The sequence below is a fragment of the Nonomuraea sp. NPDC050643 genome (assembly GCF_040654715.1).
GTDB lineage: Bacteria > Actinomycetota > Actinomycetes > Streptosporangiales > Streptosporangiaceae > Nonomuraea.
Genome location: NZ_JBFAIM010000024.1, coordinates 74924 through 94847, shown reverse-complemented (window position 1 = coordinate 94847; position 19924 = coordinate 74924). Strand labels below are relative to the sequence as shown.

The window sequence follows — 19924 nt, the reverse complement described above, 5'->3', positions numbered from 1 at the left end:
CCACCATTCTGCCGCCTGTTTCGGCCCTTGTCGTCTGGTTATTTCTTGTCACTCTCGTGACAAGAGCGATCGCGGAATGTGCAGGCGTTTGGCAAGAATCGAGCCTGCTTCTCCCGTAATTTGCTAGGTCCCTGCTGACGGCGAGGGGGCCAGGCATGCTGATCGCTCAGGTGGCCCGATGGGCCCGGGAGATCCCGGAGTCGCCCGCGTACACGTTCGTCGACCACCTCGGGGACGGTTCGCGCGGGACGCTCACCTGGGGCCGGGTGGATCTCAAGGCCAGGGCGCTGGCCGTACGGCTGCGCGAGCTGGCCGGGCCGGGGGACCGGGTCGCGGTGCTCGCGCCGCAGGGGCTGGACTACGTGGTGGCGATGCTGGGCGTGATGTACGCGCGGCTCGTCGCGGTGCCGCTGTTCGCCCCCGGCCTGCCCGGGCACGCCGAGCGGCTGTCCGGGGCCTACGCCGACGCCGACCCGCTCGTCGTGCTGACCACCACGGCCGCGCTGCCCGGCGTCCGCGACTTCCTGGCCACCGCCCCCGCGCCGAAGCGGGTGGTGGCCGTGGACGCGGTCTCCGACCTGCTCGCCGACGAGTGGGAGCCCGAGCGGATCCGCCCCGAAGACCTGGCCTACCTGCAGTACACCTCCGGCTCCACCCGCGCGCCCGCCGGGGTCGAGATCACGCACGCGAACCTGACGGCCAATGCCGCCCAGCTCTGGGAGGTGTTCCGGGCCACGCCCAGGACCTCGGTGGCGGCGCTGTGGCTGCCGCTCTTCCACGACATGGGGCTGGTCGCCACCGTCGCGATGCCGATCGTGGGCGGCAACCAGGCGGTGTTCATGGATCCGGTGGCGTTCGTGATGAGCCCGGTGCGGTGGTTGCGGCTGCTGTCGGAGTTCGGCGACGTGTTCACCGGCGGGCCCAACTTCGCCTACGAGTACACCGCCGCCCGCGTCAGCCCCCAGGAGAAGGAAGGGCTCGACCTGTCCGGCGTGCGGGTCATGCTGAACGGCGCCGAGCCGGTGCGGCCGGGCGCTATCGAGGCGTTCGACGACGCCTTCGCCGGGTGCGGGCTGCGGCCGGAGGCGCACACGCCGGCGTACGGGCTGGCCGAGGCGACCGTGTTCGTGGCCGCGACCGGGCGGGACGAGCGGCCGGTGGTGACCGCGTTCGAGCGCGACGCGCTGCGCGACGGGCGGGCGGTGCCGCACACCGGGACCGGCCCGCGCAGCACGCTCGTCTCCTGCGGGCGCCCCCACGGCCAGCAGGTCCGCCTGGTCGGCGAGGACGGGCGGGAGCGGCCCGGCGGCGAGGTCGGCGAGATCTGGGTGCGGGGGCCGAACGTGGCCCGCGCCTACTGGCGGGACCCGGCCCGCAGCGCGGAGACGTTCGGCGCGGTGGTGAACGGCGCGACGTCGGACGGGACGGTGCCGGACGGTGCGGAGGGGGCCTGGTTGCGCACCGGCGACCTCGGTGTGCTGCACGGCGGCCGGCTCTACGTCACCGGGCGGATCAAGGACCTGGTCATCGTGGACGGGCGCAACCACTACCCCCAGGACATCGAGGCCACCGCGCAGGAGGCGCACCCGGCGGTGCGGCGGGACCGGGTGGCGGCTTTCGCGGTGCCGGGGGAGGGGACCGAGCGGCTCGTGGTGGTGGCCGAGCGGTCGCGGCACGGGCTGGAGGCCGACGCGGACGAGGTGGGCCGGGCGGTACGGGCGGCGGTCCAGAAATATCACGAACTATCGGTGTACGACTTCGTGCTGACCCCGGCCGGGGCCGTGCCCAGGACGTCCAGCGGGAAGATCGCCCGGCGGGCCTGCCTGCGGGCGTATCTGGAGGGCGCCCTTGTCTGAATCGGGCGCGTTCGAGTCGGCGGGGCGCTTCGTCTATCGCGGCAGGTGGACGCTGCTGGTGCTGAGCCTGGCGGTGGCCGTCCTCGTCGCGCCGCTGGGGCTGGAGCTGTTCGGGCGGATGGCGGACGGCGGCTTCGAGGACCCGCGCGCCGACTCCACGACCTCCGCCCACTGGAACGACGAGTGGTACGGCGGCCACGCGCCCGACGTCGTCGTCCTCTACCGGCATCCGGCGGTCGAGGCCCGCGACCCGCGCTACAAGAAGGCGGTGCACGACTCGCTGCGCGGGCTGCCCGGCCGGTACGTGCGCGCGATGGCCACGTACTGGACGACCGGGTCGAAGAAGATGGTGTCCGCGGACGGGCATTCGACGTACGCGGTGGTCACGCTGAAGGGCGGGCCGCAGGCCAAACGCGACGGCTACGCCGCGATCGAGCGGCGGCTCAGAGGCGTCCAGAACCTCTACGTCTCCGTCGGCGGCTCGGTGCCGCTGCTGGCGGAGCTCAACGACCAGACTGCCGCCGATCTCGCCCGCGCCGAGGCCATCTCCATGCCCGTGCTGCTGGTGCTGCTCGTGGTGGTGTTCGGCAGTCTGGTGGCCGCCGGGCTGCCGCTGCTTGTGGGGCTGCTCTCGGTGCTCGGCGCGCTGGTGCTGTTACGCCTGCTCACCGAGGTCACCGAGGTCTCCGTCTTCTCCCTGAACGTCGTCACCATGCTCGGGCTGGGCCTGGCCATCGACTATTCGCTGTTCGTGCTCAAGGCGTTCAGGGAGGAGATCGCGGCCGGCGCCTCGAACGAGCAGGCCGTGGTGCGCACGATGGCCACGGCCGGGCGCACCGTGGCCTTCTCCGGACTGACGGTCGCCACGGCGCTGCTGGGGCTGCTGCTGTTCCCGCAGATGTTCCTGCGCTCGATCGGGCTCGGCGCGGCGGCCGTGGTGCTGGTCGCCATGGTGGCGGCGCTGGTCGTGCTGCCCGCCGTGCTGGGCGTGCTCGGGCCACGGGTGAACGCCCTGCGCCTCACGCCCGACTTCGGGCGGCGGGAGGGCGGGGTGTGGCACGCCGTGGCGTCGAGCGTGATGCGCCGGCCGCTGCTGTACCTGGTGGCGGTGACGGTCGTGCTGGTCGCGCTGGCGGTGCCGTTCCTGCACGTCAAGTTCGGCAACGTGGACCACCGGGTGCTGCCCGCCGCCTCCGAGGGCCGCCGCGTCGCCGAGACGCTCGACCGGGACTTCGCCAGGAACTCCATGGCGCCGATCGACGTACACGTCCTGGTCGAACGCTCCTTCACCGAGCCTCCCGCCCGCCGCGGCCCGCTGGGGCAGGGGCACACGCCGATCAGCGCCGTCACGCCGGTGACCCCCTCCGACGTACGGCCCTTCGTGACCCGCCTGAAGCGGCTGCCCCACGTCACGGCGGTCGAGGTGGCCGGGCTCTCCCAGACCAACGGCGCGGTACGGCTGGCCGTGCGCTACGACCGGGACCCGATGTCGGACGAGGCCAGAGAGCTGGTCCGGTCGATCAGGTCCCTGGACCTGGAGCCGAACACGCGCCGCGTCGTGGTCGGCGGGACCACCGCCGCGCAGCTCGACCTACAGGACAGCCTGCTCGCCACGCTGCCGTGGATGGGGCTGGTGGTGTGCTCGGTCACCGGGGTGCTGCTGTTCGCGGCGTTCGGGTCGCTGGTGCTGCCGGTGAAGGCGCTGCTGATGAACGTCCTGTCGATCGGGGCCTCGTTCGGGGTGATCGTGTGGGCCTTCCAGGACGGTCACCTGGCCTCGGTCCTGGACTTCACCTCGACGGGGTCGATCGAGGCGACCGTCACCGTCCTCATCCTGGCCGTGGTGTTCGGGCTGTCGATGGACTACGAGCTGTTCCTGCTGTCGCGGGTGCGGGCGGAGTGGGTGCGCACCGGGGACAACACGGCGGCGGTGGCGGCCGGGCTGCAGCAGACGGGCGGGGTGATCACCAGTGCGGCGTTGCTGCTGCTGGTCGTGATCGGGGCGTTCTCCACGGCCGGGATCACGATCGTGAAGCTGCTCGGGGTGGGCATGTTCGTGGCGATCGTGGTGGACGCCACGCTGGTGCGGGCGCTGCTGGTGCCCGCGTCCATGCGGCTGCTGGGCGGGGCCAACTGGTGGCTGCCCCGGTCGTGGCGGCGCTTCCACCGGCGCATCGACCTCCACGAGCCCGCTCCCCGACCGGCCCTTGAGCCGCGACCGGCCCCCGCACGAAGCCTGGCCTCCGCACCCGGCTCGCCCCCCGCACCCGGCTGGGCTCCTGGTTCGGCTGCTGGTTCGGCCTCCGCGCCGAGGCCGGGCTCCGTGCCGCAGGCCGTGGCGCCCGGTTCGCGGGCGGGTGCGCCGCCGAGGGCGACCGGGGCCGAGGCGGCCTCTCCGCCGCGGGTGGTGGACGTGCCGCCGCGGATCACCGTGCGCGGGCGGCCGGCCGTCTTCGGGGCGGACACCGACCCCGTGCCGTTGCCCGCCGAGCCCGCCCGTCCCGGGTGGGTGAAGGTGGCGGCGGGACGCGACCGGGTGGTGCGGGCCGATCCCGGCGGCGCCGGGTGGCGGTGGGTGGAGGTGGACGAGTGAGCGTCGCCGGCCTCCGGGTACGCAGGCCCGGCCCGCTGTTCCTCGTCGTCGGGCTGGCCGGGTTCATGACCACCCTGGACAACACGGTCGTCACCGTCGCGCTGCCCAGCATCCAGCGAGACCTGGACGCCCGCCTGACCGCCCTGGAGTGGGTGGCGACCGGCTACATCCTGACCTTCGCGGGCCTCATGCTGGCCGGCGGCCGGCTGGCCGACGTGCACGGGCATCGGCGGGTGCTGCTGGCCGGGCTCGGCACGTTCACGGCGGCCTCGCTCGGTGCGGGGCTGGCCACCTCCGTCGGCGCGCTGGTCGCCGCCCGGCTGGTCCAGGGCGCGGGCGCCGCGCTGATCCTGCCCGCGACGCTGGCCGTGCTGGCCGGGCGGGAGGAGCGGCAGCGGTCCATGGGGGTGGCCGTGTGGATGGCCTCCGGGGCCGCGGCGCTGGCGCTCGGGCCGGTGGTGGGCGGGTACCTCAGCCAGCACGCGCACTGGAGCTGGGTGTTCCTGATCAACGTGCCCCTGGGCGCGGCCGTCATGGCGCTGGCCGCCGTGGCCGTTCCGCCCTCCCGTGGCGATGGCCGTGACCTGGACGTGGCCGGGGTGGTCACGTCCGTGGTGTTCCTGGCGGCGGGGACGTTCGCGTTGATCCACGGTGGCGAGCACGGCTTCGGGTCGCCGGCCGTCGTGGTCGCGCTGCTGGCGTGCGCGGGCGGAGGGGCGGCGTTCGCGGTGGCCGAGCGGCGGGCCCGGGACCCGATGGTGGACGTGCGGCTGTTCGCGGTGCGGAGCTTCACCGGCGGCGTGGTGGCCCAGGTGCTCTGGGGGCTCGGCGTGAACGGGGTGTTCTTCTACACCGCGATCTTCCTCCAGGGCGTGCTCGGGTTCACGCCCACGGACTCCGGGCTGGCCTTCGTGCCGCTGGCGCTGCTGGTGGTGCTCGTCACGCCGCTGGCGCCGGCGGTGGAGCGGCGGCTGGGGGCCGGGCGCACGGTGGCGGCCGGGCTCGTGCTCGTGGCGCTCGGGATGGCGCTGGCCGCGACGCTGCAGGCGGGCGACGGGTGGGGGCGGTTGCTGCCCGCCGTGTGCGCGATCGGGGTGGGGTCGGCGCTGACGATGCCGCTGGGATCGGCGGTGCTGGGGGCCGTGCCGGAGGCGCGGGCGGGGGTCGCGGGCGGCGTCTTCTCCGTGAGCCGCGAGATCTCGGGGCTGTTCGGCATCGCCGTGGTCGGGGTGATCGTGCACGCGGCCAGTGGCTTCGCCGCCGGGTACGCGGTCGGGCTGCTCGTCGCGGCCGGGCTCGTACTGGTCGGGGCGCTGGTCAGCCTGGTGACCCTGCCATGAGGGTGGCCGTGCTGGGCTTCGGGTCGCGGGGCGACGTCCAGCCGTGCGCCGCGCTGGCCCGGGGGCTGGCCGGACGAGGCCACGAGGTCACCCTCGTCGCGGCCGGCCGCTACGCGAGGACGGGGCCGCCCGGTACGAGGTTCGTGCCGCTGGAGGTGGATCCGGTGGCGATCCTGGAGAGCGAGGAGGGGCAGCGGTGGCTGCGGAGCGGGCCGCTGGGGTTCGTACGCGGGTTCAGGGACGTGGTGGAGCCGTCGGCCGCCAAGCTGGCCGCCCAGGTCGACGGTGCCTGCGCCGGCGCGGACCTGGTGCTCGCCCCCGCCCTGGGCGCCTTCGGCCGGCACCTGCACGACAGGTACGGGATGCCGTACCGGATCCTGCATTTCCAGCCCAGCGAGCCCACCCGCGAGTTCCCCAACCCGCTGGTGCCGCTCGCGACCCTCGGCGCTCTCGGGAACCGGGCCAGCTACGCCCTGGTCGAGCGGCTCGGCTGGATGGTGCTCGGGCGCATGGTGAACCGGCTGCGGTCGAGCGTGCTGGGGCTGGGGCCGCTGCGGGGGAGCCCGTTCGCGGCCGACCGGCGGGCGCGGGTGCCGGTGTTGTGCGGGGTCAGCCCGCTGGTGGTGCCCCGCCCTCCGGACTGGCCTGAGCACGTGCGGATGACCGGCTACTGGCGGCTGCCCGGCACGGGGGTGGGCGAGGAGCTTGAGGACTTCCTGGCGGCGGGGGCGGCGCCCGTGTTCGTGGGGTTCGGGAGCATGGCGCCGCGGGAGCCCGAGCGGGTCGCCGCCGAGGTGGTGGCCGCGTTGCGGCGGGCGCGGCTGCGCGGGGTGGTGCAGGGGCTGCCGGTCGCGGCGGACGACGATCTTCGGGTGGTGGGGGAGGTGGCGCACGACGCATTGTTTCCGAGAATGACGGCAATCGTTCACCATGGCGGCGCGGGGACCACGGGGACGGGGCTGGCGGCGGGGGTGCCCAACGTGGTGTGCCCGTTCTTTTCCGATCAGCCGTTCTGGGGGCGCAGGGTGACGGCGCTGGGAGCGGGGCCGCCGCCGTTGCCGATCAGGGAGCTGAGCAGGGAGACGTTGGCTGCGCGGCTGCTTGCCGTACCGAAATATGTAGAAAAATCAGTGCAACTGGGGCGGCTACTTCGCGTTGAGAATGGCGTGAAGAATGCCATAGATCTCATTGAACGTTGTTGATCGTCCGGATATTGTGCGATATGCCAACGATCACCCCTTGGAAGTAAGGTGCCATGAGACTCCGGCTACGGCAGGTCTTCGTCATCGGCCTCACCCTCTCGCTCCTCGGCATCGGCATTCCCGCCTGGTCCCAGGACGACCCCAAGAGCTGTAACGACCTGCTGTCCGCCGACACCCCGGCGTACGTCGTCTGCACCTGGATGGCCACCCCCGAAGAGGCTCTGGACATCGCGAAGTTCTGGCTGGAGAACGACAGCGAGAACCTCAAGGAAGCCGGGCCCATGAACCCGATCCTGATCGACTGCAGCGACGAGGGGAACGTCTGCCCGACCGACTCCGAGGGTGACGGCCAGCTCCACGACGTGGACGGCCCCGATGTCCCCGGCGCCGAGGACGGCGGGACGCCCGAGTGCCAGAACGGCGAGCAGTGCTTCGTCGACGGCAACGGGCTCAGCGCCGCCGAGAAGAGCGCCGCCCAGGAGACCCCGGCGGGCAAGGCCACGCAGGCCATCGCCCAGACCGACATGCGCGTCTGGATCGAGACCGAGCTCGCCGACGACTACAAGGCCGGCAAGCTGGCCGAGGCCGTCAAGAAGATCGCCGCGCTGGCCGTCGCGCAGCCGAACGTCGTGGGCGTCCGGTTCACCTCGCAGCTCGGCTTCAACCAGAACTTCGCGACGGCGGAGGAGCTGGACAAGTTCGTCACCGAGACGACGACCGCGCTGCGCGCGCTGCTGCCGGGCAAGAAGATGTCCGCGCACACGCTGGTGCCGCTGTTCGGCTGCGGCGCGAACGACGCCTGCAAGGCCGAGATGACGAAGAAGTACCCGCTGCTCGACCCCGACCGCATCGGCTCCTGGCTGGCCAAGGGCACGATCGACCAGCTCTCCCTCGACAGCGGCCGTCTGGCCACCGACTACGCCACCTGGAAGATCGACGCCGCCGAGGCCCAGCGCAACCAGTGGATCCAGGTCCGCGCCCGCGCCTGGGACGCCTACGCGCAGATCGCCGCCGAGGACGCCTCCTTCGCCGCCACCGGCACCGCCCAGCTCACCGAGGAGCAGGCCACCAAGGCCATCACCGACCGCATCGCCAGCCCGCTCCAGGACGACGCGGCCGAGACGGTCACGCTGTGGACCCGCTGGCAGAACGACCAGGGGCAGGTCAGCCGGGTGTACGGCGAGAAGTGGGCCGCCAACGTCACGTGGGACCAGCTCAAGAAGCTCGGCACGGTCCGGCCTCGCCTGGCCACCATCTACGACCCGGCCAACCCCGAGGTGGACCTGGCCACGGACCTGAAGAACCTCTCGGAGGTCTTCGGACAGGTCTACCTGCACGCCGCCTGACCGGAGCCGCCTGACCGGAACCGTCTGATCAGGGCCGTCTGATCCGAGCCACCCGTGGCCGGGCACCGCGCACGCGGTGCCCGGCCACGGCGCTTTCACGGAGCCGGTGGCTCCCGTCAGCGGTGCAGCAGCAGGTGCTGGAGAGCGGTGACGGCCGCCCCTCTGGCCCACTCGTTGAAGGTGAAGGGCTTGACGGCGACCCGGACGGGGGCGGTCGTCCAGTGGGTGTGGCGGGCGAGTGCGGCGTCGAACGCCGTCGCGCACACGTCGTACATGTGGACCGACTCGCCGGACAGGACGACCAGCTCCGGACCGGTGAGGTTGGCGACGGTGGCGACCACCTGGCCGAGGGCGGCCCCGGCCTCGTCGAGCACGCGGCGGGCGACGGGCTGGCCGTCGGCGGCCAGGGCCAGGCAGTCGTCGAAGGTGAGCGCGGGCCGGTCGAGCGTCGAGGCGATCGAGCGGCGGATGGACGGGGCGCTGGCGTACGCGCGGGCGCAGCCGCGGTGGCCCCGCTCGCACAGGGGGCCGCGGTCGTCGATCCGCAGGTGGCCCACCAGCCCGGTGGCCCCCGACCGCCCGGTGACCAGCCGGTCGCCGATGACGAGCCCGCAGCCGATCCCGGCGCCGACCGTGATCAGCGCGAACGACGAATGCCCCACCCCCGCCCCGAACCACTGCTGTACGGCGGTCAGCGCCCGCACGTCGTTGTCCACCACCGCCGGCACCGACACGGCCTCCTCCACCAGCCTGGCCAGCGGCACCCGGCTCCAGCCGAGGAACGGCGAGGTGTGCACGACGGGATCGCCCGGTGTGGCCGTGCCCGCCAGGCTGATGCCCACGGCCGACAACGGCCGGCCCGGCACGCTCAGCTCCTCGACCGCCTCGGCGATCCGGCCGAGCACGTGGCCGAGGTCATGGCTCGCGAGCGGCCTGGAGGTCTCCCGCCGCACTGTGGCCGCCAGGTCGACGCGCACGGCGAACAATTCGTCGGCGGTCAGCTTGATGCCGGCGAACGACATGCGCGAGGCGTCCACCCGCAGCGGCTGCGAGGGCCGCCCGACGCCCGCCGGGCCCTCGCCGGCCGCCTCCAGCAGATATCCCGCCTCGATGAACGGCTTGGTGAGCTTGGTCAGCGCGGACGGCGACAACGCCAGCCTGCGGGCCACCTCCGCTCTGGACAGGGGCCCGTGCACGAGCAGCTCGACGAACACCGACCGCATGGCGTCCGTGAGCCGCACCGGCTCGGGTGCGGTGGGGGAGAACACGCGGCTCATGCTCGAACCCCTTTGTTCGTGATGTCAAGTAACAAGGCTGCAGATATTGCGATCGTTCCTGAAACAGCACCCCATTCATTGACCACGTGCACTAATTCGGGTTAACCTCCAGCCGCCTGATCGATCCAGCAGCTCGGGGGACGCCGGTGCCTGTAACTCCTCTAGACGATCACCACTGGGCGGTCATCACGCCCGCCTCCACGTACGTGCTCGGCGTGGAGATCGACCCGCGGACCGGGGAGGCCGCGCCGCGCCAGACGTACTGGGGGCCGCGGCTCACGCCCGAGGCCGCCCGCCAGGTCACCACCGTGCCGCGACGTCACGTCTCCAGCTTCTCCACCCCCGGCGAGATCGAGGAACTGCTTCCGGTCGACGGCGGCACCCGCTGGGGCTCGCCGTCGCTGCAGGTCGCCTTCGGCCACGCGCGCTCGCTGGAGCTGCGCTTCGCCGGCGCGCGGGTGCACGACGAGGGCGGCGGCACCGAGCGGCTCGACCTCGTGCTGGCCGACGCGCACCACCCCTTCGAGGTCGTGCTGTCCGTACGCGCCCATCCCGGCACCGACGTCATCGAGCGCTGGACCACCGTCCGCGCGGGCGCCGAGGCGGCCATCACGCGGCTGGACTCGGGCAACTGGTTCATCCCCGACGCGGCGGCGTACCGCTACAGCGGCGTCTTCGGCGCGTGGGCTGAGGAGACGCAGCTCCAGCGTGGCCCGCTGCCGGTCGGCGAGCTGACCTTCACCAGCCGCCAGGGCATCACCGGCCACATGTCCAACCCGTGGGTGATGATCGACGAGGGCGCGGCCACCGAGGAGCACGGCGAGGTCTGGGGCGTCGCCCTGGCCTGGAGCGGAAGCTGGCGCGTGACCAGCACCCACCGTCCCGAGGGCGGCGCCTGCGTGTCGGCCGGCTTCGGCCACGACGGCCTGCGCTGGACGCTGTCGCCGGGGGAGGAGCTGGTCACGCCGGTCACGCTCGGCCTCTACTCGTCCGGCGGGTTCGGGGCCGCCAGCCGGGCCTGGCACGAGTACGCCCGAGCCCACGTGCTGCCCACCCCCGCGGAGGACCGGCCGGTGCTCTACAACTCGTGGGAGGCGACCACGTTCGCCGTCACCGAGGAGCACCAGCTCGAACTGGCCAAGACCGCGGCCTCGATCGGCGTCGAGCTGTTCGTGATCGACGACGGCTGGTTCGGCGCCCGTGACGACGACACCACCTCGCTGGGCGACTGGTTCCCGCACCGGGGGCGCTTCCCCGAGGGGCTGCGCCGCATGTTCGACGGGATCCGCGACCTGGGGCTGCGGGCCGGGCTGTGGGTGGAGCCCGAGGGCCTCAGCAAGGAGAGCGAGCTGTACCGGGCGCACCCCGACTGGGCCCTGCACATGGAGCACCGGCGCCGCGACGAGAAGCGCCGGCAGCTCGTGCTCAACTTCGCCCGCGACGACGTACGCGCGTGGGCATTCGGCTGGCTCGACCGGCTGGTCACCGAGCTCGGCCTCGACTACCTCAAGTGGGACATGAACCGCCCGTTCACCCAGGCGGGCTGGCCGGAGCGGGGCGCCACCCAGGACCGGGTCTGGATCGAGCACACGCGCGGCGTCTACCGCGTGATGGCCGAGTTGCGCGAGCGCCACCCCGGGCTGCGCATCGAGTCCTGCGCCGGCGGCGGCGGGCGTACGGACTTCGGGATCCTGCGGCACACCGACGAGGTCTGGCCGTCGGACAACACCGACGCCCGCGACCGGCAGACCGTGCACCACGGCTTCTCCCAGCTCTACCCGGCCGGTGTCATGTCGGCCTGGGTCACCGACGTGCCCAACGCCACCACCCGGCGCACGATCTCGCTGCGCTACCGCTTCCACGTGGCCATGTCCGGGGTGCTCGGGATCGGCGGCGACCTGTCGGAGTGGACCTCCGCCGAGCTGGAGGAGGCCGCCGACCTGATCGCGCAGTACAAGCGGGTGCGCGCGACCGTGCAGCGGGGCCGCCAGTACCGGCTGGCGGGCGTGCCGGGCCAGGAACGCTCGGCCGTGCAGTACGCCCTGGGCGACGAGGTCGTGGTGCTGGTCTACAACCCGATCGGCAACGCCGGGCGCGGCCCGCGCCGCCTCCGCCTGACCGGCCTCGACGCCGAGGCCCTGTACGAGCTGGCGGCCGACGGTTCCCGCTGGTACGGCGCCACCCTGATGGCCTCCGGCCTGCGACCCGCCGCGTGGGAGCCGATCGGCGACGACCATCGCAGCGAGATGGTGGTGCTCAGGAAGCTCTGATCACCGGGGCGTGTGGCTTGGCCGTTAGGGTCGCGTGACCGGCCAGAGTGGTCGTTGCCCGCCTTGGCGGGGCGTGAGAGTTTCGAAGCCGCGGTCACGGTCACAGTCCGTGATCGCAGGGGGTTCGTCCATTTCCACAAGGGGGATTCACCATGGCCGAGAACTTCGCCGAACTGCCCGCGCCCGCATCCGTCAAGCTGATCGACTTCGAGGAGGCGAGGGTCGTACCGGGCATCGTGCCCAAGACGTTCATTCTGATCGTCAGCGGCACGAAGCCGTACCTCAACATGAAGGTCGAGCTGTCCCCGCTGGTCTACATCAGGCAGCCGGAATACTGGGGGATCGAGGTCATCGGCTCGCTGTCCGGCATCGGCCTTCCCACCACCGCGCCCTACACGGTGTCGATCCCGCTCGACGGCATCCTCGGCACCAAGGGCATCGAGGTGATCGGGGCCAACAACAAGAAGACGTTCGACGTTCCGTAAGGGGACCCGCGTGCGACAGGCCGGGGCGCGACCGTGAAGGGGCGCCCCGGCCTCCGCGCCTAGGAAAGCGTGCGGAGCGCGTCCTCGACCGGGGAGAGCCGCTCCGGGTAGGTGCGCACGAACATCGCGACGTTCGTCAGCGGCCCCGTGGCCACGATCGTCACCGGCTCGCCGGCCGCGTCGAGCGTGTCCCTGACCAGCTCGGCCGCCGTGCGCGGATCCGCCGCCACGGAAGGCTCGGGCAGCTCGGCCCCGCCCAGCGCGTTGGCACCGTGAATGCCCTCAGCCGGTGACAGCGGCCGCACCAGCGGGCCGGCGGCGCCCGCCGAGATCGGCACGCCGGTGATCCCGGCCGGCTCCGTCACCACCCTGGCGTTGTAGGTGGTGTGGTCGAGCCGGCCGTTGCCGCCGACCGTGGTGATGGCGCGCAGGTCGATCGCCGGGTCGCCGGCGGCCAGCCAGATCGCGAAGACGTCGTCGTGGCCGGGGTCGCAGTCGAGGATCACCGGTGTCGGCATCCGAACATGCTACAGATCAGGTGTCGATCGCGGCCTGGGCCGATCGTCTGGGAAGAGAGAGGCACGAAAGGGGACAACCACATGTCGTTCACCGACGAAGAGATCGCCTACCTCCGGTCGCAGCCGCTCGCGCGGGTGGCCACCCTGGCCGGCGGCGGGCAGCCGGACGTGGTGCCGGTGGCGTACGAGTTCGACGGCGCGCACTTCTGGATCGGCGGCGTGGGCCGGGAGGTGCTGCGCACCAGGAAGTTCCGCAACATCGCGGCAGGGAACGCCAAGGTGGCCCTGGTCGTGGACGACATGGTGTCGTTCGAGCCCTTCGTCGCGCGCGGCGTACGCGTCTACGGCGTGGCCGAGGAGCCGGTGGAGCGGGTCGGGCTCGTCGGCCCCGGCCTCTACTCGCGCATCACGCCCACGATCTCGTGGAGCTGGAACATGGCCGGCGAGCCGGTCGGCGACGCCTGGTACCCGTCGAGACGGGCCGTCCACCGGTAGACGGGCTCAGCGGCCGGCCTGCCGGACCCGCAGCGCGATCTCCAGCTCGAACCGGATGTCGGGGTCGGCGAGCTGGTCGCCGTAGAGCTCCTCGAGCTGCCGCAGCCGGTAGCGCACGGTCTGCGGGTGCACGTGCAGCCTGGCGGCCACCTCGCCCGCGCCCCGGCCGTGCCGCAGCCAGGCCAGCAGCGTCTCGGCCAGCCGGTCCTGCTGGGTGGGCCGCAGGTGGGCCAGCGGCGCCAGGCGCACCTCGGCCAGCGCGCTGACCAGCTCCTCGTCCTTGAACACCACCAGCGTGGCCATATGGTCCTCGCACCGCAGCAGGCCGCGGGGCAGGACGCCGCGCCGCGACAGCTCAAGGGCCTCCCCGGCCCAGCGCAGCGACGTCGCCGCCGAGCCGAACCGTACGGCGGGGCCGATGGCGGCCCGGTGCCCGCGCAGGGCGTGCTCCAGCATCTGGGCCTGGCCGGGGCCGCTGGGGTCGGGCACGAGCAGGCAGGGCGCGGGCCGATCCAGGCCGGTGAGGACGTCGGGCGGGAGCGGCGGCACACGGCAGGCGCCGTGCTGGTCGTCGAGCGCCACGCAGGCGACGGTCCGCGGCAGCCGCCAGCCGGCGGCCTTGGCCAGGTCGGAGATGGCCTCCGCGCTCGCGGGCGGCTGGGTGAGCAGCAGGTCGAGCAGGCGGTTGCGGCGGCGTTCGATCTCGCCGGCGGCGTGCGCCCTGGCCTCGTCGAAGCCCTCGGCCGCGGCGTCGGCGAGCTGGTCGAGGTAGACGAAGATGGCCTCGCCCAGGTCGTACAGGGATTGGGGCGACAGGCCGAGCGGTTCGGCGATCTCCGTCAGCCGCCGCCAGCCCACCCGGGCGCCGAGCCGCATCGCGGCCTGCAGCGGCTCCAGGTTGCGGCCCTCGGCCGCCTCCCCCTTGCCGATCATGCGGAACGGCTCGGGGTTCCAGGGGGCGTCAGGGTTCTCGATGCGGTCGAGGAAGCCCTCGATGGCCTGCTCGACCGCCGTTCGCACGACCTTGATGTAGATCTCGTCCGATGGCCGGGCGTACTCGGGGATGCGGGCCTGGATCTCCTCGATCACCTCTTCGGAGACCCGGCCGATGCCCGACCTGAGCGTCTTCACGATGTCCGCGGGTGTACGGCTTTCGCTGATGTCACTCTTGATGGCCATCGTCCCTCCTGCCGCCATTGTGACCCAGGCAACAAGAGAATGTGTAGCAAACGCTTGCTTTTATCACTTCTGGAGGAACGAGGCGAACTCCTCCAGGTCGATCAGGCCGTCACCGTCCTTGTCGAGCTTCAGCACGCCCTCCTGCGCGGCCTCCAGCGTCACGGGCTGGCCGAGCACCTCCATCAGCCGTACGAGCTCGACGGCGGAGATACGGCCGTCCTTGTCGGCGTCGATCAGGTCGAAGGTGATCGTGTAGTCGCTCATTGGCTGCCCTTCTGCGTGGTCCGATATCGCGTCAGACCTTAGTGGTCACTTGTCGTAGTGCGTCGATGAATGCCATGACTTGTGGACTCACATCACCTTCGCGCCAGGCAATGGCGAGTTCCCCAGGAGGCAGCCCCGTAACAGGCCGATAGGTCATTCCCGGCCGGTTGTAGAGCGTGGCGTTCCCCTCGGCGACGAGCACGACGCCGAGTCCGCTGGTCACGGCCTCGAACACCTCCTCGGGCGTGTTGGCGGTCACCCCGATCACCGGCTCGTCGTCGCGGGCGTCGAGCCCGAGCCAGAAGGCCCGCAGCGGCCCCGCCGCCGGCGGCAGCGCGATGAACGGCTCGTCGCGCAGCGCCGCGAACGGCACCTCCGCCAGCCCGGCCAGCGAGTGATCGGCCGGCAGGGCCACCCCGCGCGACTCGGTCGCCAGCACGTACGTCCTCAGCCCCGGCGGCACCGGCAGCCAGATGAACGCCACGTCGGAGGACCCGTCGGCCAGCCCGCCGCTGGGGTCGTCCCAGCCGACGAGCCGCAACGACACCTCCCAGCCCGGCATCACGGCCCTGAACCGGCGTAGCGCCTCCTGCTGCAGCCCCCGCCCCACGGCCGTCTGCATCCCGATCACCAGCGTCCCGGTGGGCGCCGCCGCCCGCGCGCCCGCCACTCCGGCCGTCCACCGTTCGAGCAGCTCACGCGCCACCGGCAGCAGCGCCGCGCCCTGCCGGGTGAGCGCCACCCCGCCGTGCACCCGCTCGAACAACCGGAACCCAAGCTGCCGCTCCAGCACCCTGAGCTGCTTGGACAGCGCCGGCTGGGAGACGAACAGCCGCTCGGCGGCCCGTGTCACGTTCAGCTCCTCGGCCACCGCCACGAAGTAGCGCAGCTCCCGAAGATGCACGTCCATAGCCACTGGTTATAGCAAAGGGTCTTGGACGCCGCTCCCGGACGCGGGCCACTATCACGGCCATGAAGACACGCACTCTCGGCAGTCTGCGGGTTCCCGCCATCGGTTTCGGCGCCATGGTGCTCTCGCCCGGCGTGTACGGCGACGTGGACGACACCCGGGCGGAGGCCGCGCTCAAGGCGGCGCTGGACGCGGGCGGCACCCACGTGGACACCAGCGACGCCTACGGGCTGAACGGCCACAACGAGCGCCTGGTCGGCCGCGTCATCAAGGGCCGCAGGGACGAGGTGGTCGTGGCCACCAAGTTCGGCCTGGCGATCCCGGAGGGCGAGGCGAGCAGGTCGCAGCCGGTCGGGTACGCGTTCGGCGAGCTCCGGGTGAACGCCGAGCCCCGCCTGATCCGCGGCTACGCCGAACGCAGCCTGCGCAACCTGGGCACCGACGTGATCGACCTCTACTACGCCCACTACCCGGACCCGGGCGTCCCGATCGAGGAGACCGTGGGCGCGCTGGCCGAGCTGGTGCGCGACGGGCTGATCAGGCACATCGGCCTGTCCAACGTGACGGCCGCGCAGCTCAGGGCGGCGCACGCGGCGCACCCGGTGACCGCCGTGCAGAACGAGTGGTCGATGTGGCGCCCCGTGGACGGGGACCTGCTGGCGGCGGCGCGGGAGCTGGGCGTGGGCGTGGTGGCGTGGAGCCCGCTGGGCAACGGCTTCCTGACCGGTACGGTGCGCTCGCTCGGCGAGGGCGACTTCCGGCACAACGCGCCCCGCTTCTCGGCCGAGAACCTGGCCGGCAACAACGACCGCTACGCCCCGATCAGGGCGCTGGCCGCGCGGCTCGGCATCACGCCGGCCCAGCTCGCCCTGGCCTGGCTGCTGCACCAGGACGAGCACGTGGTGACGATCCCCGGCAGCCGCACCCCGGCCCACATCGAGGAGAACCTGACCGCGGCCGACCTCACCCTGCACGCCGACACGCTGGCCAGGATCGACGAGGCGCTGGCCGCGTTCGAGGTGACGGGCGGGACGCTGCTCTAGATTCCCTGGCCCACCGGTCTGCCGCGGACGGCGGAGGCGATCCAGACGGTGGCGAGACCGGCGTACACGCTGAGCAGCGCCACCACCGGCGTGCCGGCGACCACCGAGACGGCGACGGCCACGGCGAGCACGGCGGCCCAGCCGTACAGGACCTGGCGTCCCCGGGGCGCGCCGGTGTGCGCGGCCTCCTGGACGGGGGTGACCAGCGCCATGACGGCCGCGCCGGCGGTGCCGATCGCGTCCTGGCCGAGCGTGATGCCCAGCACCAGCAGCGCCGCGCCCGCCACCACCAGGCCGCAGCAGGCCAGGGCCACGCGGGCGTCGGCGCCCTCGAAGAGCAGCCGGGTGGCCTTGGCGCGGGCCAGCCGCAACGTGGTCCACGCCTCGGCGACCCAGCCCACCCAGTGCAGCACCGCCATGATGATGAAGACCGCGATGACGGGCGGGAGCGCGGGCAGCAGGAAGATCAGCCGCCACCCGTTCGGGAACCTGCCGCGCAGCCGCGAAAGGCCCCTGAACAGCGGGTTGCGCTGCTTGAGCGCGGCGACGAGCAGGTCTCGGGCCCGGCCGAAGCCCGGGTCGAGGCGGAGCACCTCGCGGAAGGAGTCCGCCGCCCCGCGCGCGTCACCCGACCTCAGCGCCGCGCTGCCGTGGACGAAGTGCGCGGTGGCGCTCTCCGGGTCGAGCTGGACGGCGTGCGCGGCGGCGTTCCTGGCCTGCACGGTGTCCCCGAGGTTGACGCAGGCCAGCGCCAGCAGGCTGACCAGGTCGGAGTCCTGCGGGTCGATGCTCAGGCCGCGGCGGGCGGCGTCGGCCATCTGGGGCCATTCGTCCCTGAGCATGTGGATCCGGGACAGCAGCTCCCACGTGTTGGCCGACTCGGGCTGGAGGTTCAGGGCCGCGTGGACGGCGGCCATGGCCTCCTCGGGCCGGCGGGCCCGGTAGTGCACCTGGGCGGCGGCGTAGTGCGGGAACCACTGGTCGGGCGCGAGGCGGACCGCCTCGTGCGCCTCGTCGACGGCCTCGGGCACCTGGCCCTGCTGGATCAGGGCCAGGCCGAGCATGGCGTGCCCGGTGATGTGCTGCGGCTCCTGGGCCAGCAGGCCGCGCAACTCGCGCTCGGCCTCGGCCGGGCGGCGCATCTGCAGCAGCGTACGGGCCCGCTGGACCGGGTCGGCGACCTTCACCACTTCCCCTTGACCCAGGGCATCAGCTCGTCCCAGGCGCCGGAGTCGTTGGCGTGCATGACGTAGTTGCGCGCGGTGGCCATCCACTCGCGCACGGCCGTGGGACGTACGGTCTTGGCGGCGGTCAGCAGGTCGGGCGTGGTGAGCGGGATGGCGCGGCCCGCGCTGATCGACTGCTGGAGCTTGGCCTCCACCGCCCGGTCCACCACGCCCTTCAGGTCGGCGCCGACGAAGTGCTCGGTCACCTTGGCCACCGCGTCGAAGTCCATCTCGGCCAGCGGCTTGTCGCGCAGCAGGATGCGCAGGATGGCCGCGCGCGCCGCGCCGTCCGGCGGTGGGACGAACACCGGCTGGTCGAGCCGGCCGGGGCGGCGGAAGGCGGCGTCCACGTACCAGGGGGCGTTCGTGGCGGCCAGCACCAGGACGCCCTCGTTGGCGCTCTGGTCCACGCCGTCGAGCTCGGCCAGGAACTGGTTGACGAGCTGCCGGGTGTGCGCCTGGCGCATGTCGGAGCGGCGCGCGGCCAGGGCGTCGACCTCGTCGAAGAACAGCACGCAGGGGCGGTTGCGGCGGGCCAGGTCGAAGGTGGCGCGCAGGTTGCGCTCGCTGGAGCCGACGTACATGTCCAGGATGTCGGCCAGGCCCACGTTGACGAACGCCGCGCCGAGCTCGCCGGCGGCGGCCCTGGCCAGGTGCGTCTTGCCGGCTCCCGGCGGCCCGTAGAGCAGGACGCCGCCGCCGGCGCGCTTGCCGTAGGCGGCGAACAGGTCGGGCTGCTGGATCGGCAGCAGCAGCTTGATCCGCAGCGCCTCCTTCACCGTCTCCATCCCGGCCACGTCGGCGAACGTGAGCCCGCCGCGCTCCACCTCGGCCGTGGCGGAGTCCGCCGGGGAGGGGTGGGAGGCGGGCGCGGCGTACAGGGGCTGGGGCGCGGTCGTGGCCTCCGGCGGCGTCGGCCGCGGGGAGCCGGCGATGGCCGGGGTCAGCCGGGCGGCCAGTTCGGCGTCGGCGAGGGAGGCGTCGCGGGAGATCGCCTCGAAGTATCGATATCCCGCCCGCCCCATGTCGCCCTCGCCCATCAGCGCCCTGGCCGCCAGAATGCCGAGCCTGGGCGGGTAGCCGGGCGTGGCCAGCAGGGGTTCGAGCGCCGCCAGCGCCTCGCCGTAGGAGCTCTGCCGGACGAAGACCTCCGCCAGCCCGGCCAGGATGTCCGGGTTCTTGGGCGCGAGCACGAGTGCGGCGCGGAATTCGGCCTCGGCCGCGGCGAGGTATCCCTTGGCCAGCAGTTGCCCGGCCAGGTGCTGCCGCAGGGGGAGGTTGTCCGGGGACAGGCGGGCCGCTTCACGGAGCGCCTGGAGGCCGGCATCGTCGGACACGTGCCGTTCCCTTCTGTCGCAGGTATCGGTCGGGTCTCAAGCTACGCAAGATACCGAAATATCATTGCATCGACCGGGTCCGGCACCTGCGGAGATTCACCCGGTGATCGGCGTCGTCTGCGCCGAGGCGATGCGCCAGGCGCCGCCCGGCTCCTTCGCCACCACGTACGTCAGCCACCCCGACGACGCCGGCAGCGCGGTACGGGGATCCTCCCTGACCTCCGCCTCCCGGCCGTCGGACACCCGCTTGAGGCAGGTCACGATCGCCACGTCCGGCCGGACGAAACGGATGTCCTTCACCTCGTTCCTCGTGATGACCTGGGCCAGCGGCGACTCCAGCGCGGCCCGCATCACCGTGGTCAGCGCCTGCCTGCCCGCCACCCGGCGCCCGCCGAAGTTGACGATGCTCGTGTCGGCGGTGTGCAGGGCGACGAACGTCTCCACGTCGCTCTGGTGCTCCTCCGCGTCCACGACCAGCCGCCGGATCGCGGCGGTCTCCATCTCGCTCATGACCGTGCCTCCTCAATCGGAGCGACTTGCTCCGATTAAGACTCTACAAGCGGAGCGATACGCTCCGCAAGGC

Annotated in this window: 17 protein-coding genes; 9 read left to right on the top strand and 8 right to left on the bottom strand. The window is 72.6% G+C overall.

Annotated elements, in window-relative coordinates; translation table 11 throughout:
• Window positions 1–155: 155 nt before the first annotated feature.
• The 5 genes from AB0I15_RS30410 to AB0I15_RS30390 are packed head-to-tail and all read left to right on the top strand — an operon-like array spanning window position 156 to window position 8337.
• Window positions 156–1856 carry a fatty acyl-AMP ligase gene (locus tag AB0I15_RS30410; RefSeq protein WP_358102558.1) on the top strand — a complete coding sequence of 567 codons (1701 nt, stop codon included), beginning with the start codon at window positions 156–158 and terminating at the stop codon, window positions 1854–1856.
• The gene (locus tag AB0I15_RS30405; protein WP_358102556.1) at window positions 1849–4449 is read left to right on the top strand and encodes an MMPL family transporter; all 2601 of its coding nucleotides are present in this window, start codon (window positions 1849–1851) and stop codon (window positions 4447–4449) included. The genes AB0I15_RS30410 and AB0I15_RS30405 overlap by 8 nt, the downstream gene beginning before the upstream one ends.
• Window positions 4446–5789, top strand: coding sequence for an MFS transporter (locus tag AB0I15_RS30400; protein ID WP_358102554.1), 1344 nt, complete (start codon window positions 4446–4448; stop codon window positions 5787–5789). Before AB0I15_RS30405 ends, AB0I15_RS30400 begins: the two co-directional genes overlap by 4 nt.
• Window positions 5786–6991, top strand: a complete 1206-nt coding sequence (locus AB0I15_RS30395) for a glycosyltransferase (protein ID WP_358102552.1) — start codon at window positions 5786–5788, stop codon at window positions 6989–6991. Before AB0I15_RS30400 ends, AB0I15_RS30395 begins: the two co-directional genes overlap by 4 nt.
• A gap of 53 nt (window positions 6992–7044) precedes the next feature.
• Window positions 7045–8337, top strand: coding sequence for a hypothetical protein (locus AB0I15_RS30390; protein WP_358102550.1), 1293 nt, complete (start codon window positions 7045–7047; stop codon window positions 8335–8337).
• Between the two features lie 116 nt (window positions 8338–8453).
• Here the strand turns inward: AB0I15_RS30390 and AB0I15_RS30385 are convergent, their stop codons facing one another.
• A complete protein-coding gene (locus AB0I15_RS30385; protein ID WP_358102548.1) occupies window positions 8454–9614 on the bottom strand; it encodes an ROK family transcriptional regulator in 1161 nt (386 codons plus the stop codon).
• A gap of 146 nt (window positions 9615–9760) precedes the next feature.
• On the opposite strand from AB0I15_RS30385, the gene AB0I15_RS30380 reads away from it, so the two are divergent.
• Entirely contained in the window at window positions 9761–11884 is a 2124-nt protein-coding gene (locus tag AB0I15_RS30380) for an alpha-galactosidase (RefSeq protein WP_358102546.1), read from the top strand.
• Window positions 11885–12036: 152 nt separating this feature from the next.
• Window positions 12037–12369, top strand: a complete 333-nt coding sequence (locus tag AB0I15_RS30375; protein ID WP_358102545.1) for a hypothetical protein — start codon at window positions 12037–12039, stop codon at window positions 12367–12369.
• A 59-nt stretch (window positions 12370–12428) separates the two neighbouring features.
• Here the strand turns inward: AB0I15_RS30375 and AB0I15_RS30370 are convergent, their stop codons facing one another.
• Window positions 12429–12887 carry a nucleoside hydrolase gene (locus tag AB0I15_RS30370; protein ID WP_358102543.1) on the bottom strand — a complete coding sequence of 153 codons (459 nt, stop codon included), beginning with the start codon at window positions 12885–12887 and terminating at the stop codon, window positions 12429–12431.
• An 81-nt stretch (window positions 12888–12968) separates the two neighbouring features.
• Here AB0I15_RS30370 and AB0I15_RS30365 point away from each other — a divergent pair, with 81 nt between their 5' ends.
• Window positions 12969–13382: a PPOX class F420-dependent oxidoreductase gene (locus AB0I15_RS30365; RefSeq protein WP_358102541.1), complete on the top strand. Its 414-nt coding sequence runs from the start codon at window positions 12969–12971 to the stop codon at window positions 13380–13382.
• 6 nt (window positions 13383–13388) lie between these two features.
• Here the strand turns inward: AB0I15_RS30365 and AB0I15_RS30360 are convergent, their stop codons facing one another.
• The 3 genes from AB0I15_RS30360 to AB0I15_RS30350 form a co-directional block, all read right to left on the bottom strand.
• The gene (locus AB0I15_RS30360; RefSeq protein WP_358102540.1) at window positions 13389–14561 is read right to left on the bottom strand and encodes a helix-turn-helix domain-containing protein; all 1173 of its coding nucleotides are present in this window, start codon (window positions 14559–14561) and stop codon (window positions 13389–13391) included.
• Between the two features lie 63 nt (window positions 14562–14624).
• Window positions 14625–14825: an EF-hand domain-containing protein gene (locus AB0I15_RS30355; RefSeq protein ID WP_358102538.1), complete on the bottom strand. Its 201-nt coding sequence runs from the start codon at window positions 14823–14825 to the stop codon at window positions 14625–14627.
• Between the two features lie 31 nt (window positions 14826–14856).
• On the bottom strand, window positions 14857–15735 hold the full coding sequence (locus AB0I15_RS30350; protein ID WP_358102536.1) for a LysR family transcriptional regulator: 879 nt from the start codon (window positions 15733–15735) through the stop codon (window positions 14857–14859).
• Window positions 15736–15797: 62 nt separating this feature from the next.
• Between AB0I15_RS30350 and AB0I15_RS30345 the strand changes: the two genes are divergently transcribed.
• Window positions 15798–16778, top strand: coding sequence for an aldo/keto reductase (locus AB0I15_RS30345; RefSeq protein WP_358102534.1), 981 nt, complete (start codon window positions 15798–15800; stop codon window positions 16776–16778).
• Here AB0I15_RS30345 and AB0I15_RS30340 read toward each other — a convergent pair.
• The 3 genes from AB0I15_RS30340 to AB0I15_RS30330 form a co-directional block, all read right to left on the bottom strand.
• Window positions 16775–17965, bottom strand: coding sequence for a tetratricopeptide repeat protein (locus tag AB0I15_RS30340; RefSeq protein WP_358102532.1), 1191 nt, complete (start codon window positions 17963–17965; stop codon window positions 16775–16777). The two genes, AB0I15_RS30345 and AB0I15_RS30340, sit on opposite strands and share 4 nt — an antisense overlap.
• Window positions 17962–19341, bottom strand: a complete 1380-nt coding sequence (locus AB0I15_RS30335) for an ATP-binding protein (protein ID WP_358102530.1) — start codon at window positions 19339–19341, stop codon at window positions 17962–17964. The genes AB0I15_RS30340 and AB0I15_RS30335 overlap by 4 nt, the downstream gene beginning before the upstream one ends.
• 96 nt (window positions 19342–19437) lie before the next feature.
• On the bottom strand, window positions 19438–19851 hold the full coding sequence (locus AB0I15_RS30330) for an SgcJ/EcaC family oxidoreductase (protein ID WP_358102528.1): 414 nt from the start codon (window positions 19849–19851) through the stop codon (window positions 19438–19440).
• Between the last annotated feature and the right edge of the window lie 73 nt (window positions 19852–19924).

Bases quoted from the DNA above. Each gene is read 5' to 3' on its own strand.
- AB0I15_RS30410 (WP_358102558.1), top strand. From the start codon at position 156: ATGCTGATCGCTCAGGTGGCCCGATGGGCCCGGGAGATCCCGGAGTCG.
- AB0I15_RS30395 (WP_358102552.1), top strand. From the start codon at position 5,786: ATGAGGGTGGCCGTGCTGGGCTTCGGGTCGCGGGGCGACGTCCAGCCG.
- AB0I15_RS30390 (WP_358102550.1), top strand. From the start codon at position 7,045: ATGAGACTCCGGCTACGGCAGGTCTTCGTCATCGGCCTCACCCTCTCG.
- AB0I15_RS30385 (WP_358102548.1), bottom strand. From the start codon at position 9,614: ATGAGCCGCGTGTTCTCCCCCACCGCACCCGAGCCGGTGCGGCTCACG.
- AB0I15_RS30375 (WP_358102545.1), top strand. From the start codon at position 12,037: ATGGCCGAGAACTTCGCCGAACTGCCCGCGCCCGCATCCGTCAAGCTG.
- AB0I15_RS30370 (WP_358102543.1), bottom strand. From the start codon at position 12,887: ATGCCGACACCGGTGATCCTCGACTGCGACCCCGGCCACGACGACGTC.
- AB0I15_RS30365 (WP_358102541.1), top strand. From the start codon at position 12,969: ATGTCGTTCACCGACGAAGAGATCGCCTACCTCCGGTCGCAGCCGCTC.
- AB0I15_RS30360 (WP_358102540.1), bottom strand. From the start codon at position 14,561: ATGGCCATCAAGAGTGACATCAGCGAAAGCCGTACACCCGCGGACATC.
- AB0I15_RS30355 (WP_358102538.1), bottom strand. From the start codon at position 14,825: ATGAGCGACTACACGATCACCTTCGACCTGATCGACGCCGACAAGGAC.
- AB0I15_RS30350 (WP_358102536.1), bottom strand. From the start codon at position 15,735: ATGGACGTGCATCTTCGGGAGCTGCGCTACTTCGTGGCGGTGGCCGAG.
- AB0I15_RS30345 (WP_358102534.1), top strand. From the start codon at position 15,798: ATGAAGACACGCACTCTCGGCAGTCTGCGGGTTCCCGCCATCGGTTTC.
- AB0I15_RS30330 (WP_358102528.1), bottom strand. From the start codon at position 19,851: ATGAGCGAGATGGAGACCGCCGCGATCCGGCGGCTGGTCGTGGACGCG.